Origin of the sequence: Gordonia soli NBRC 108243, assembly GCF_000334455.1 — a bacterium.
GTDB lineage: Bacteria > Actinomycetota > Actinomycetes > Mycobacteriales > Mycobacteriaceae > Gordonia > Gordonia soli.
Genome location: NZ_BANX01000005.1, coordinates 313,460 through 326,670 on the forward strand (window position 1 = coordinate 313,460; position 13,211 = coordinate 326,670).

Annotated in this window: 10 protein-coding genes; 4 read left to right on the forward strand and 6 right to left on the reverse strand. The window is 65.7% G+C overall.

Features of this window, described 5'->3' with window-relative positions:
* Window positions 1-121 precede the first annotated feature (121 nt).
* Window positions 122-1,333, forward strand: a complete 1,212-nt coding sequence (locus GS4_RS04410) for an acetyl-CoA C-acetyltransferase (RefSeq protein ID WP_007617882.1) — start codon at window positions 122-124, stop codon at window positions 1,331-1,333.
* Between the two features lie 31 nt (window positions 1,334-1,364).
* Window positions 1,365-3,539: a 3-hydroxyacyl-CoA dehydrogenase NAD-binding domain-containing protein gene (locus GS4_RS04415; protein ID WP_007617885.1), complete on the forward strand. Its 2,175-nt coding sequence runs from the start codon at window positions 1,365-1,367 to the stop codon at window positions 3,537-3,539.
* 662 nt (window positions 3,540-4,201) lie between these two features.
* Here GS4_RS04415 and GS4_RS25075 read toward each other — a convergent pair.
* From GS4_RS25075 to GS4_RS04425, 3 genes are all read right to left on the reverse strand, one after another.
* Entirely contained in the window at window positions 4,202-5,401 is a 1,200-nt protein-coding gene (locus GS4_RS25075; RefSeq protein WP_369403297.1) for a glycine-rich protein, read from the reverse strand.
* Window positions 5,402-6,382 carry a glycine-rich protein gene (locus GS4_RS25080; protein WP_157226486.1) on the reverse strand — a complete coding sequence of 327 codons (981 nt, stop codon included), beginning with the start codon at window positions 6,380-6,382 and terminating at the stop codon, window positions 5,402-5,404.
* Between the two features lie 140 nt (window positions 6,383-6,522).
* Window positions 6,523-7,098, reverse strand: a complete 576-nt coding sequence (locus tag GS4_RS04425) for a TetR/AcrR family transcriptional regulator (RefSeq protein WP_007617903.1) — start codon at window positions 7,096-7,098, stop codon at window positions 6,523-6,525.
* A 70-nt stretch (window positions 7,099-7,168) separates the two neighbouring features.
* Here GS4_RS04425 and GS4_RS04430 point away from each other — a divergent pair, with 70 nt between their 5' ends.
* Entirely contained in the window at window positions 7,169-8,083 is a 915-nt protein-coding gene (locus tag GS4_RS04430) for an NADP-dependent oxidoreductase (protein ID WP_007617904.1), read from the forward strand.
* Window positions 8,084-9,086: 1,003 nt separating this feature from the next.
* Here GS4_RS04430 and GS4_RS04435 read toward each other — a convergent pair.
* Entirely contained in the window at window positions 9,087-9,944 is an 858-nt protein-coding gene (locus GS4_RS04435) for an alpha/beta fold hydrolase (protein ID WP_007617906.1), read from the reverse strand.
* A gap of 45 nt (window positions 9,945-9,989) precedes the next feature.
* Complete coding sequence (locus GS4_RS04440) at window positions 9,990-10,946, reverse strand: R2-like ligand-binding oxidase (protein ID WP_040509567.1); 957 nt, start codon at window positions 10,944-10,946, stop codon at window positions 9,990-9,992.
* Between the two features lie 442 nt (window positions 10,947-11,388).
* Between GS4_RS04440 and GS4_RS04445 the strand changes: the two genes are divergently transcribed.
* Window positions 11,389-12,516 (forward strand): NDMA-dependent alcohol dehydrogenase, encoded by a 1,128-nt coding sequence (locus tag GS4_RS04445; protein WP_007617909.1) that lies wholly within the window; start codon window positions 11,389-11,391, stop codon window positions 12,514-12,516.
* 104 nt (window positions 12,517-12,620) lie between these two features.
* Here GS4_RS04445 and GS4_RS04450 read toward each other — a convergent pair whose 3' ends face one another.
* A complete protein-coding gene (locus GS4_RS04450; protein WP_007617911.1) occupies window positions 12,621-13,211 on the reverse strand; it encodes a potassium channel family protein in 591 nt (196 codons plus the stop codon).

Genomic DNA, 13,211 nt, shown 5'->3' on the forward strand with positions numbered 1-13,211 from the left:
CCGACCATAGCGCAGAGTTGGACAACAAAGAACTGTCTGAGCGGCGGGTATGGTCAAACAAGTTATTCCGCGTTAGCCTCATCAAGAGACCACTTCATGGTTCATGTGAAAGGAACACCTCGTGCCTGATCAAGCATTCATCTACGAGGCGCTGCGTACGCCTCGCGGAAAGCAGCGCGGCGGCTCGCTGCACAGCATCAAGCCCGTCGACCTCATCTCCGGGCTGATCAAGGAACTGACGGCCCGTCACGGCCAGCTCGATCCGGCCACCATCGACGACATCGTGCTCGGTGTCGTGTCGCCGGTCGGCGAGCAGGGCGCAGTCATCGCGCGCACCGCCGCCCTGGTGAGCGGACTGCCGGAGAGCGTTCCCGGCACCCAGATCAACCGCTTCTGCGCCTCGGGCCTGGAGGCCAGCAACCTGGCCGCGGCCAAGGTCGCTTCCGGCTTCGACGATCTCGTCATCGCCGGCGGCGTCGAGTCCATGTCGCGCGTGCCGATGGGCAGCGACGGCGGCGCACTCTTCACCGACCCGACCACCGCGTACGACAACTACATCGTCCCGCAGGGCATCGGTGCCGACCTCATCGCGACCATCGAGGGCTTCACCCGCGAGGACGTCGACGCATTCGCCGCCGAGTCGCAGGCGCGTGCCGAGAAGGCATGGAACAGCGGCTACTTCACCAAGTCCGTGGTCCCGGTCAAGGACATCAACGGTGTGACCGTGCTCGACCACGACGAGCACCGCCGTCCCGGGTCGACCGTCGAGTCGCTCGGCAAGCTCAAGCCCGCCTTCCAGGCGCTCGCCGACATGGCCGGCTTCGACGATGTCGCGCTGCAGAAGTACCACAGCGTGGAGAAGATCAACCACGTCCACACCGGCGGCAACAGCTCCGGCATCGTCGACGGCGCCGGCCTGGTGCTGATCGGCAGCGAGGAGGCGGGCAAGCGCAACGGCCTGACCCCGCGCGCCCGCATCGTCAGCTACGCCGAGGTCGGCAGCGAGCCGACCATCATGCTCACCGGCCCCACCCCGGCCACCGAGCTGGCGCTGAAGAAGGCCGGCCTGACCGTCGGCGACATCGACGTGTTCGAGCTCAACGAGGCCTTCGCCTCCGTCGTCCTGAAGTGGATGAAGGACCTGAAGATCCCGCACGAGAAGGTCAACGCCAACGGTGGCGCCATCGCGATGGGCCACCCGCTCGGCGCGACCGGCGCGATGATCCTCGGCACCGCGGTCGACGAGCTCGAGCGCACCGGCGGCCGCTACGGCCTGGTCACCCTCTGCATCGGCGGCGGCATGGGCGTCGCAACCGTCATCGAGCGCGTCTGATCGCCACCCGACGAAAGAGAACTGAACTGATATGAGCAAGAACATGTTTGGGTGGGAAAAGGACGCCGACAACGTCGTCATCCTGACCATGGACGATCCCGACCAGGGCGCCAACACCATGAACGAGACGTTCATGAACTCGGTCGCCGAGATCGTGGACCGTCTCGAGGCCGAGAAGGACGACTTCGCCGGCGTCGTGCTCACCTCCGCGAAGAAGACCTTCTTCGCCGGTGGCGATCTCAAGGACATGACCAGCGACCGCAGCTCGCAGTCCAAGGAGGAGATCGCCGCGGCGATCACCGAGCGGACCAACGGCATGAAGAAGGTCCTCCGTCGTCTGGAGACCCTCGGCAAGCCGGTCGTCGCGGCCATCAACGGCGCGGCCCTCGGCGGCGGCCTCGAGCTGGCGCTGCACACCCACCACCGCATCGCGGCGGATGTGAAGGGCAACCAGCTGGGTCTGCCCGAGGTCACCCTCGGTCTGCTGCCCGGCGGCGGCGGCGTCACCCGTACCGTGCGTCTCCTCGGCATCCAGAACGCCCTGATGAGCGTCCTGCTGCAGGGACCGCGTCTGAAGCCTGCCAAGGCCAAGGAACTGGGCCTGATCGACGAGGTCGTCGGTTCGGTCGAGGAGCTCCTGCCGGCCGCCAAGGCATGGATCAAGGAGAACCCCGAGGCTGCACAGCCGTGGGATGTCAAGGGCTTCAAGATCCCCGGTGGCGCACCGACCAGCCCGGCCCTGGCGCAGACGCTCCCGGCCATCTCGTCCATCCTGCGCAAGCAGATCAAGGGCGCGCCGATGCCGGCTCCGCGTGCGATCGTCGCCGCTGCGGTCGAGGGTGCCTACGTCGACGTCGACACCGCCGACATCGTCGAGACCCGCTACTTCGTGTCGCTGGTGACCGGCCAGGTCGCACAGAACATGATCAAGGCGTTCTTCTTCGACCTGCAGCACATCAACAACGGTGGCTCGCGGCCCGACGGCTACGACAAGTACACCGCCAAGAAGGTCGGCGTCATCGGCGCCGGCATGATGGGTGCGGCCATCGCGTACGTGTCGGCGAAGTCCGGCATCGACGTGGTGCTCAAGGACATCGACATCGATGCTGCCAAGCGTGGCAAGGGATATGCCGAGAAGCTGGAGGCCAAGGCCCTCGAGCGCGGCAAGACCACCAAGGAGAAGTCGGACGAGCTGCTCGCCCGCATCCACCCGACCGTCGATCCCCAGGACTTCAAGGGTGTCGACCTCGTCATCGAGGCCGCGTTCGAGTCGGTCGAGGTGAAGCACAAGGTGTTCCAGGAGATCGAGGACATCGTCGAGCCCGACGCCATCCTCGGCTCGAACACCTCGACGCTGCCGATCACCAGTCTCGCCGAGGGGGTGAAGCGGGCCGAGGACTTCATCGGCATCCACTTCTTCTCGCCGGTCGACAAGATGCCACTGGTGGAGATCATCCGTGGCGCCAAGACGTCGGATGCGGTGCTGGCCAAGGTCATCGACTACACCCTGCAGATCCGCAAGACCCCGATCGTCGTCAACGACAGCCGTGGCTTCTTCACCAGCCGCGTCATCGGCACCTTCATCAACGAGGCCATCGCGGCCGTCGGTGAGGGCATCGAGCCTGCGTTCATCGAGCACGCGGGTTCGCAGGCCGGTTACCCGGCTCCGCCGCTGCAGCTGTCGGACGAGCTGACGCTGACGCTGATGCAGAAGATCCGGAACGAGACCACGGCTGCGGCCGAGGCCGAGGGCAAGGAGATCCCGACCCACGGCTCGACCGCGGTGGTCGACTGGCTCGTCGAGGCAGGCCGCACGTCCAAGAAGGACGGCAAGGGCTTCTACGAGTACGACGAGAGCGGCAAGCGTCAGCTGCTGTGGTCGGGTCTGCGCGACCAGTTCAAGTCGGGCAGCACCGAGATCCCGTTCCAGGACATGATCGACCGGATGCTCTTCGCCGAGGCTCTCGAGACGGTGAAGTGCTTCGACGAAGGTGTGATCACCTCCGTGCCGGACGCCAACATCGGCTCGATCTTCGGCATCGGGTTCCCGGCCTGGACCGGTGGCGTGGTGCAGTACATCAACCAGTACGAGGGCGGCCTGCAGGGCTTCGTCGACCGCGCTCGCGACCTGGCATCGAAGTACGGCAAGCACTTCGAGCCGCCGCAGTCGCTGGTCGACAAGGCCGCCAAGGGCGAGAAGTTCTGATCTCGACCCGCTGAGGCTGTTCGACGGCCCCGATCGGATTCGTCCGATCGGGGCCGTCGGCGTCTGCGGGGCATCGCGTCTGCTCCCACGACCTCGTTTCGTTTCCGCGACATCGGCCGAAGTCGCGTCGTCGAGATGTGGTCGCGGCATGGGATGCGACGAGGAGGCCGGAGCCGATTGTCGGCTGGTGCACGTCTTATGTTCATGACGGAACTCCCCAACCGATGGCCACGGGCTCATCCGCCGCGACAGTGCCCTCGGTCGACATTATTCGCCGGGATAGGATGATGTAATCGATTGTGGGACAATATATCTAGCAACACATAGACGACTCATCGCCGCGCTCGCCGTAAGGACCAAGCTCTGCATCGACCCCAACACCGGCGTCGTGCGAGAAGTTACCGACTGGGCACGGCTCAGCGACGCGGATCTGCGGATGTGGCGAGAACGCCTAAGCGCCATCGGCGACCGCGGCGGCGAGATCATCAACTAGCGGGGCGGACAACACGTCATGTCATCCGTCGTCATTGCCAGAATCGACCACCGCGCCCACGCCTACCGCACCTAGCCAGGTACTCCGGGTGATGTGACATGACATCAGCGAAGAGGCCACTCAGGCGGCCTGCCGGGCGTCAGCGAGGGGGTTCGGTGGTGTCGAACAGTCACGAGCCGAAACATAGTGAGCTGGTGCATGACTGGGGGGTTCGGGTTCGATAGGTGATGGTGATCCGCGGCGCCGTGCCGCGTTCGGCGAGGTCAAGGACGCCGCTGGTTGGTACGAGGGAGGAGCCGCCGCCACCGGCGCACTGCACGCTTCCGCCTCCGCCTCCGTAGAGCCCGCCGCCACCACCTGCACCGCCGGCATAGGCTGTGGCGCCTGCGCCTCCGTGGCCTAACCGTCCGGGTGAGCCATCCCAGCCTGGTTCGGAGTGGTCCGGATCGTTCGCTCCGCCCGCGCCGCCAGTGGTGGGTGTTCCCGGTTGCCCTGCCGATGGGGTCAGGTCTGGTTCGTTGGCGGAGCCGGGGGCTCCGGCGTCGCCGCCATCGCCACAACGGGACGGCGTCGCGCCGCCCCCGCCCGCGGCGACGAATAGCCGACTGCTCAGGTCGCCGGCGGTGGTGCGGATGTCGGAGGCGCCGCCGCCACCGGCGCCGGCAGGGTTCGCGTCGAAGGTGTTCGATCGGCCGCCGTCACCGCCTCCGTTGCTCCCGCCTTGCCCAGGTATCTGGTTGTTCCAGCCGCTGGTGTCGTGTCCTGGGCTGCCGACGATCACATGCAGCGTCCTCGCCGACGACGGGAGGTTGAGGTTTGCGGTGACCTGGGCACCGCGCCCACCGAGGTGGGGGTGCCGGTCGTCGACAATGTTGCCGCCGGCGGCGCCGATAGCGGTGGCTTCTACGGTGCGAATCCCGGCGGGCAGAGCGAGGGTGTGGCTGCCCTCGGTGTAGACACATCGCACACCAGCGTCGCCGGCGAGTTGTTCACAGCCTGCGGGTAGGGCTGGGGCCGAGGACGCTGCCCCGGGTGCAACGGCCGCAGCGCCGATAGCGATCGCAAACACCGCAAGCGCTGCCGCCGGACGACGTGATGCATGCCCGATCCTGGTGGGCGACATGAGGTGTCCGATCTGTTGGTGCAGGATTCCTGATCCTGAATGGATGAAGGTCTGGGGGTGTGTCAGGGGTATGGGACGCTCCCGGGCGTCTGGGACGTGTGCCTCGTGAAGGCTTCGGAGTCCGACGCAGGGACTCGCCGACAACGGCCGACTCCCACGAACACGAGAACCGATCGCCCTGCTGTCACCATGCGGCATGATCCAACGCGACTCGCCCATCCTCCTTCCCGTCCCGCCGGCCCCCATTTAGCTACTGCCGAAACATACTTGCCAGGGGCACGGCGGATTTGGTGGCGTGGGTGGTTGATAGGTGATGGTGATTGATGGGTTCTTGTCGCTGCGGGCGAGGGTTCCGCCGGCGGGGGTCAGAGACGAGCCGCCACCGCCACTGCCCACTATCGTGCCGCCGCCGCCACCGTAGAGGCCGCCGCCACCACCTCCCCCACCCGCGGTGGTTCGGACAGTCGGTTCTGGCTGGTGCGGCGCGCCGGATCCGCCCATGCCCAGGGTTCCTGGCGAACCGGTGACCGCAGGAACAGGCGGGTAGATTCCCCCGGCGCCGCCGGCAGTGCTCGCTCCAGCCTGGGCTGCAACCGCACCGCTGAATGGCACGACAGTGCCGGGCTCGCCCGCGCTGCCACCATCACTATTGCGGGATGCGCCACCACCGCCGGCCGCGATAAGTACCCGGCTCTTCAGATCATCACCCGCGATGCGGATGTCTGACGCGCCGCCGCCTCCTGCCCCGGGGGCTACCGCCCCATCGGGGTTGACGGGAGTGCCACCTTTGCCACCCCCGCCTATCCCCCCTGCGCCGCCATCACGGATAGAACCCGGCTCAACATCGCCACCGTCACCAGCGACCACGGCGACCACGGCTCGCGATTCAGCTGGTACCGCAACAGCGGCGGTCACTACGGCACCCTGACCACCGGAATAGCTTACGAGCCCACCGACGTGCCCACCGTGGCCGCCGATCGCGGTCACCTGCACCGACCCCACCCCGCTGGGCAGCTCCAGTGTGTGTGGGCCCGCCGCGGTGTAGGTGCACGTCACCACACCAGCAGGATCAGCTTGCTCACACTCGGCCGGCAAAGCTGCCGACGCTGAACCGGGGGCCATCACCAACGCGCCAACCATCACCGCCGCACCCGCAGCACCACCCACAACGTTTCGTCCACCCCGGCGTAGTCCTTGAGAGCGTTGAGAATGGTTGGACAGCATCATGATTGACCACTCCGCCTCGTCATCGGGTACGGCGCTTCCGTTACGCAACCGCCCCCTTGCACGAGCGTAGAGCGCGCCGCGACACCGCCAGCAGTCCCCAAACTAGGACTTCCACGACCAGGCGCTTTCGGGTCTGGGGGCTAGGGCCTGGCTTGCCACGCTGCGTCGATCATCGTGAAGACGTCAGCGACCGCCTTGAGTGGTTCGGGGCTACGGCGAGCCAAGTCGAAGCTATCGAGTGCAAACCGCGCAACTGTGCGGCAGGCGATGGTCGGGTACGGCAGTCCTTCACTTCGAGCGATGGCGTCGGCCAGCGTTATGGCGTGCCGAGACCTCATGCGTTCTTCGAACACGCGCAGGTCCTCGGTGGCATCGATCATGCTCCAGAGCGGTGCTGCCTGCGAAGACGTGCAGTGTTCCAACATCTTCTCGAGTTCGCTCTTTAGCGCAGCGACGAGCGAAACGTCTGCGGATCGGTGCGAGACGGCGTGATTGAGACGGAACTCGAACTCGTGGTCGTTCTCGAACACCAGCGCTTCCTTGCAGGCGAAGTGCGCGAAGACCGTGGTCACCGCCACGTCCGAATCGGATGCGATATCACGTATGCCGACATCGTGGAACCCATGGCTGAGGAACAGTCGACGTGCGCTCTCGGCAATCGCGCGCCGTGTTGCAGCCTTCTTGCGTTCCCGACGCCCGGGTGAAGCCTCATCCATGGTGTCGAGCGTAGTTGATAGTAGATCGAAACTGTTACAAAAGACTAACCGTTAGTCTAATGTGGGCTCGGTGAAGATGATTCGTTACGCACGATTCGGTCCACCAGAGGTCTTGGAGATGGTTGAAGCTCCGCAACCGCACGCGGGTCCCGGGCAGATACGCATATCCGTAGAGGCCGCGGGCATCAATCCCCACGATTGGCGCTCGCGCCGAGGCCAGTTCGAGCGCGTTCGACCGCTCGACCTACCTGCTGGGGTGGGGCAAGATGCGGCGGGTGTTGTCGACGAGATCGGACCGGGGGTGCATTCGGTTTCCATCGGTGACGAAGTCTTTGGTCGGGGCACCTCGACGTATGCCGAGTACGCGGTTCTGTCTTCGTGGGCACCCAAGCCGGACACGCTGACGTTCGCCCAGGCCGCGGGCTATCCGTCGGTCAGCGAAACCGCGTTGCGGGTCCTTGATGAGATCGACGTGCCGCCCGGTGGCACATTGTTGGTCAGCGGCGCGGCTGGAGGCGTAGGAAGTGCGGTGGTGCAAATTGCCATTGACCGGAGTATCGACGTCATCGGCATTGCGGGCGCACAAAACCAGGAATACCTTCACGCCCTTGGTGCGCGAGCCACCACGTACGGGACGGGATGGGTTGATCGCGCCCGTGCCCTGGGCCCAGTCGACGCCGCGCTCGACCTCTCGGGATCGGGGGTGCTGCCGGGTCTGCTTGAGCTGGTCGGAGATCGCCACCGGGTCATCACCATCGCCGATCTCGAGTCCGCGATGCTCGGCATCCGCTTCTCTGGCGTCGGAGGTGATATGACGATCGCCCTGAACACAACAGTCGATCTCATTCGACGGGGGGTCCTGTCGATCCCCATCTCTCAGACTTACCCGTTGTCCGATGCCGCACGCGCGCATGAGGACAGCGAGGCCGGCCATACCCGCGGCCGCCGAGTTATCGACATTCGACGCGAAACAGCACCTACCTGACAGGCACCTCGACAGGTGACAACCAGCGCGTCCAACCCGCTGTCGGGTCGGTGATGACGAAGCATCGCCTGGGCGTTGCGTATGCGACCGCACGCCCTGTCTGGTCATCGTGACGTCGCCGCCCCTCGTCGGGTGGCCAATGAGTTCTTTCGCCCCGCTGCTCACATGCAGGGTGGATGAACTCGTGTCAGGGCGGCGGAATCGCCAGCGCCCGCACACCACGTGTCGCGACGGCGCGAACTGTCCCCGGGATGACGACCAGAGCCGGTCCCACCCGATTAGTCGGATTGATCCCACGCCGCAAGTGGCATCGCGAGATAGACCCCCGCAGTGCACGACGGTGCCACAGATTCGACGGCGGCAAGTATCGTCGCTGTGCGCGATTGGCGAGTCGCGGCACGGTCCTCGAACCACTTGGACCTGACCTCGACGAGGATGTCCAGATCGAAGCGATCGAATGGACCTGGCTGGTGAAACCGGACGACAACGTCCCCCGGTTTGAGTTCGCCGTCATACGGTTCGTCATCACACGCAACGGCCACTGATACATGGTGGGGCAGCTCGGCCGACAAGCTCTGTTTCTCCGCGTCTGTTACCCGTGGCGAGCAAGTGACATCGACGAGAGGCATGCAGCCAGTATTGCGGCAAACGCTGTCGGCGAGGTCTCAATCCCAGTGAGGCCAGGGCTGGCCGTCATCCCGGGGCCTCTCCGAGTGGTCGTAGCCACCGTGTGCGCGGTCGTTCAGGCGACGCACGTCATAGCAGCTGGAGCAGTGGTTCTCCCGCATTGTGGGCGCTGACCTGGCAAGCGGCCGGCCACTTCGAGCGAGGCGCGTTCGGCCGATCGTGTTCGGTGGACATCGGGGTGTTCGGTAATGGAGGTATCTGCCTGAACGCACACCCGCGACCTCGTTTCGTCCCCGCGACCCCAGCCGAAGTCGCGGGACCGAAATGAGGTCGCGGGAACGAAATCGGTGAGCAGGAGCCCGACAGGTTGTGGAGCCTATCGGGTGAGGAACGCCCGGACGGTCGCCTCGAAGGCGTCCTTGGCCTCGATCATCACCCAATGGCCGCACTTCGGGAAGATGTGCAGTTCGGCGTCGGGGATGAGCCGGGCGGGCACGGCCGACATGTCCGGCGGGCTGACGCGATCGTCCCGCCCCCAGGTGAGCAGCGTCGGGCAGGCGACCTTGTGCATGGTCGCCCAGTACGGCGGGTTGTCCGACTGGGCCAGGAACTGCTGCTGCATCTCGAAGGCGGCCGAGCCGTACATCATCTGGGCGGTCTTCTGCGCGTCCGGGTTGATCGCCGCCTCCCAGCGCTCCGCGATGAGCTCGTCGGTCACGAGCGACCGGTCGTAGACCATCGACCTCAGCCAACGGACGAGCTTGTCCTTGTCAGGGTAGTCGGTGAACTCCTGCAGCAGTCGCAGTCCCTCGCTGGGGCTAGGACTGGTGAGGTTGGGGCCGACACCACCGATGGTGACGAGCTTGTCGATGCGGTCCGGCTTCTTCATCGCCAGGTTCACGCCGACGACTCCACCCATCGAGTTGCCGATGACCGCGGCCGAGGGGATGTCGAGTGCGTCGAGGAAGCGGATCACCGACGACCCGGCGGTGAGCACCGGGTGCCCCTCGACTGCATCACTGACCCCGAAGCCGGGGAACTCGAGCACATAGGTGCGGTGGGTCTCCGCGAAGAAGCCAAGATTGCCCCGGTAGTTGCGCCACCCGGTCACTCCGGGGCCGGAGCCGTGCAGCAGCACCAGCGGCGGGGCATCGGGGTCGCCGGCCTCGTGATAGCGCAGGGTGCCCTGATCGGTGGTCAGTTCGCGTCGGGTCGCGTCGAAGGAGACATCCACCCGTACAGAGTAGAACGTGTTCTAATTCCTGACCAGCGGGTGTCGTCACCCACCCAGCGCGGCCAGGTCCTCCTCGCCGAACTGTTCCTCGAGGACCTCAGGGGAGTAGTCGAGGTCGATCTCGGCGACGGGCCGTCCGCGCGCCGATCCGATCGCCGACAGCCGGCGTTGACCGCGATCCGCGGCGTAGGCGATGAACTCGTCGTTGTCGAGCCCGAACGGCTGCACCTCGAACTGCTCGTTGACCCAGCTGATCATCCCCAGCGCCAGCGGCATCAGTTCACCCATCCGCTCGGCGATGACCTCCCAGAGGGAGTCGTCGGCCGCGACATGCCGTCGGCATGTGAACGTGCCCCACGCCATGTGCCGACGCTCGTCGTCGCCGATGAACTTGATGAGCCGCTGCATCCCCGGGAAGATCCCATACGAGCTGCAGACCTTCTGCCAGGCGAAATAGCCCGTCAGGGCAAGGCTGCCCTCGATGACGTGGTTGTAGGTGACGCTCGCGCGGACCTGGTTGCGTGGTGACGGGTCAGAGCTCAGCACCGACAGTGCCGACGGCAACTCCTCGTAGAACAGGCTGCGGTAGTACGGGTTGTCGCCGACGAACGGGTGCAGATCCTGGGTGAGTCCGACGCTGTCCATCCACAGACGGAAGACCTCGGTGTGCTTGGCCTCCTCGAAGCAGAACTGCGTCAGGTACATCTCGTCGGCGAACCGCCCCTCGGCGGCCATCGCTGCCATGAACGGTTGGATGTCCTGCGTCACCGCCTCCTCGCCGGCGATGAACTGGGCGACCAGGAAGGTCGCGCTGCGACGCTGCTCGTCGGTGATCTCCTGCCAGTCGAGACCGTCCTGGCGGAAGTCGATGGCAGCCGGATCCCAGAACCGGGCGTTCCCTTTCGTGAAGAGACGCAACGGGAACGAGTCCCAGTTGAGTCCGCCTCGACGGAGGGAGGAGAACCCCTCCCGTCCCGCTGCCTGCTGTTCGGCAAGAGTCATGTCGACCACCATCGGAGAGCTCGTACTGATGTGACGACCGTAGACCCGGATCGGATGAAACGTGTTGGATTCACCGAACTCTCAGGATCTGCGTGGCATCGGATCGGCGGCGGGGCGCTTACGGCCGCTCGCGCCGTCCGGATGGTGAGGGAAGCGCCAAAGGTGCTGTGGTGCAGCACATCAGAACGTCCATACACCTCCGGTGGGCATCGTCTGCGAATCGGACGATCCGGTCCACCCGGGCAGGGCTGACGGACGCGACAGGGGGAGTGGACTAGCAGGTCGCCTCCGTCGACGCACCCGACGACCAGACATGCCGAATGCTGCATACGGACCGCACTGAAACGTGTCCGCGGTCACAACGACCCGCGTAGTTTCGAGAGCAACGATCTCCACGATCGGAATCTGACGATGCCACCTCGGCACGAGAAGGAGCACACGGATGAAGACCAAGGGCGCGGTGCTGCGCAATCCCGGCGAGAAGTGGCAGATCGAGGAGATCGAGGTCGGTGATCCGGTCGCCGGCGAGGTGCAGGTCAAGCTCGTCAGTTCCGGCCTCTGTCACTCCGACCATCACCTGCGGACCGGCGACAGTCCGGTCTCGTTCCCGGTCATCGGCGGCCACGAGGGTGCGGGAGTGGTGCACAAGGTGGGGCCGGGGGTCACCTCGGTCAAGGAGGGCGATCACGTCGTCACCGCGTTCATCCCGGCATGTGGTGTGTGTGAGCCGTGTTCGCGCGGCCAGCAGAACATCTGCGACGAAGGTGCACGTCTGCTGAGCGGCCAGGCGATCTCCGACGATTCGTTTCGGATCAAGGACAAGGACGGCAACTCGCTGACCCAGATGTGCCTGCTCGGCACCTTCTCGCCGTACATCACGGTCAACCAGGCCTCGGTGGTCAAGATCGAGGACGACATCCCCCTCAAGTCGGCTGCGCTGCTCGGTTGCGGCGTCGCGACCGGGTGGGGATCGGCTGTCGAGGTCGGCGGCACCCATGCCGGTGACACCGTGGTCGTGGTCGGCATCGGCGGCGTCGGCATCAACTCGGTGCAGGGGGCCGCGGCCGCAGGCGCGCGCTATGTGGTCGCCGTCGACCCGGTGCCGTTCAAGCTCCAGATGGCCGAGAAGCTGGGTGCCACACACACCTTCGCGTCGATGGAGGAGGCTCTCCCGGTGGTCGGTGAGATCACCTGGGGCCGGATGGCGAACACCACCATCCTGACCGTCGGTGAGATCGACGGGTCGATGATCCAGCCGGCGCTGTCGCTGACCGGCAAGGGCGGGCAGGTCGTCGTGGTCGGCATGGGCAACTTCGCGGCGTCCGACGCCCAGCTCAACCTGTTCGAGCTGACGCTGTTGCAGAAGCGGGTCCAGGGCGCGATCTTCGGCGGCGCGAGCCCGCGTACCCAGGTGCCCACACTCCTCAACGAATACCGTTCGGGCAAGCTGAATCTCAGCGACCTCGTGACCAACACCTACAAGCTCGAGCAGATCAACGAGGCCTACGACGACATGCTCGCCGGCAACAACATCCGCGGGCTGATCGAGTACACCGACGCCGACTACTGACGTCGCCGACACCTACGGCAGATGAGGGCGGGCCGCACCGGGATGGTGCGGCCCGCTCTCGGTCGCTTGCTTGACCGCGTCTGGCGCCCCCGGTGACGTGGGGTTCAGCGACGCGCGACCCGATTGTTGACCAGGATGTTGAGGAATCGGATGCCGACGCCCAGCAGGACCAGCGTGCTCGCCATCTGGATCGACACCGCGATCCGGGCGGGCTGCGAGACGGCGGCGATGTCACCGAAGCCGGTCGTCGTGAAGACCGTGAGACAGAAGTACAGGGCATCGACCCGCGTCAGGTGTTCGTTGAAGCTTCCGGCCGCGTACTCGGAGAACAGGAAGTACGTGGCGGCGAAGGTCACGATGTAGAAGCCGGCGAGCGCGACCAGCATCTCCACCGCCGTGGCGACCGGATGCACCGACCGGGTGAACCGACGGATCTCCCAGGCGCAGAACGCCGCCAGCAGCAGTCCGCCGACCACCAGGCCGATGTACCGTACCGAGCTGGCCTGCTCGAACGGCAGCAAGAAGTAGCCGATCAGCAGCAGGAACCCGGCGACGAGGGGGCGTACCAGCGCGATGACCACGTCGCGGCGTCCCACCTGAATCGCCGATCGGGTAGGCGCCCCGGACCCGGCTGATGCGTCGGCCGCCGAGCCGTCACCGGTGTCCGACGTCGAATCCACACCGCCGTCGGACAC

Excerpts from the sequence above, each read along its gene's own strand:
- GS4_RS04415 (WP_007617885.1), top strand. The coding sequence starts at position 1,365 with ATGAGCAAGAACATGTTTGGGTGGGAAAAGGACGCCGACAACGTCGTC.
- GS4_RS25075 (WP_369403297.1), bottom strand. The coding sequence starts at position 5,401 with ATGGGGGCCGGCGGGACGGGAAGGAGGATGGGCGAGTCGCGTTGGATC.
- GS4_RS25080 (WP_157226486.1), bottom strand. The coding sequence starts at position 6,382 with ATGATGCTGTCCAACCATTCTCAACGCTCTCAAGGACTACGCCGGGGT.
- GS4_RS04425 (WP_007617903.1), bottom strand. The coding sequence starts at position 7,098 with ATGGATGAGGCTTCACCCGGGCGTCGGGAACGCAAGAAGGCTGCAACA.
- GS4_RS04440 (WP_040509567.1), bottom strand. The coding sequence starts at position 10,946 with ATGACTCTTGCCGAACAGCAGGCAGCGGGACGGGAGGGGTTCTCCTCC.
- GS4_RS04445 (WP_007617909.1), top strand. The coding sequence starts at position 11,389 with ATGAAGACCAAGGGCGCGGTGCTGCGCAATCCCGGCGAGAAGTGGCAG.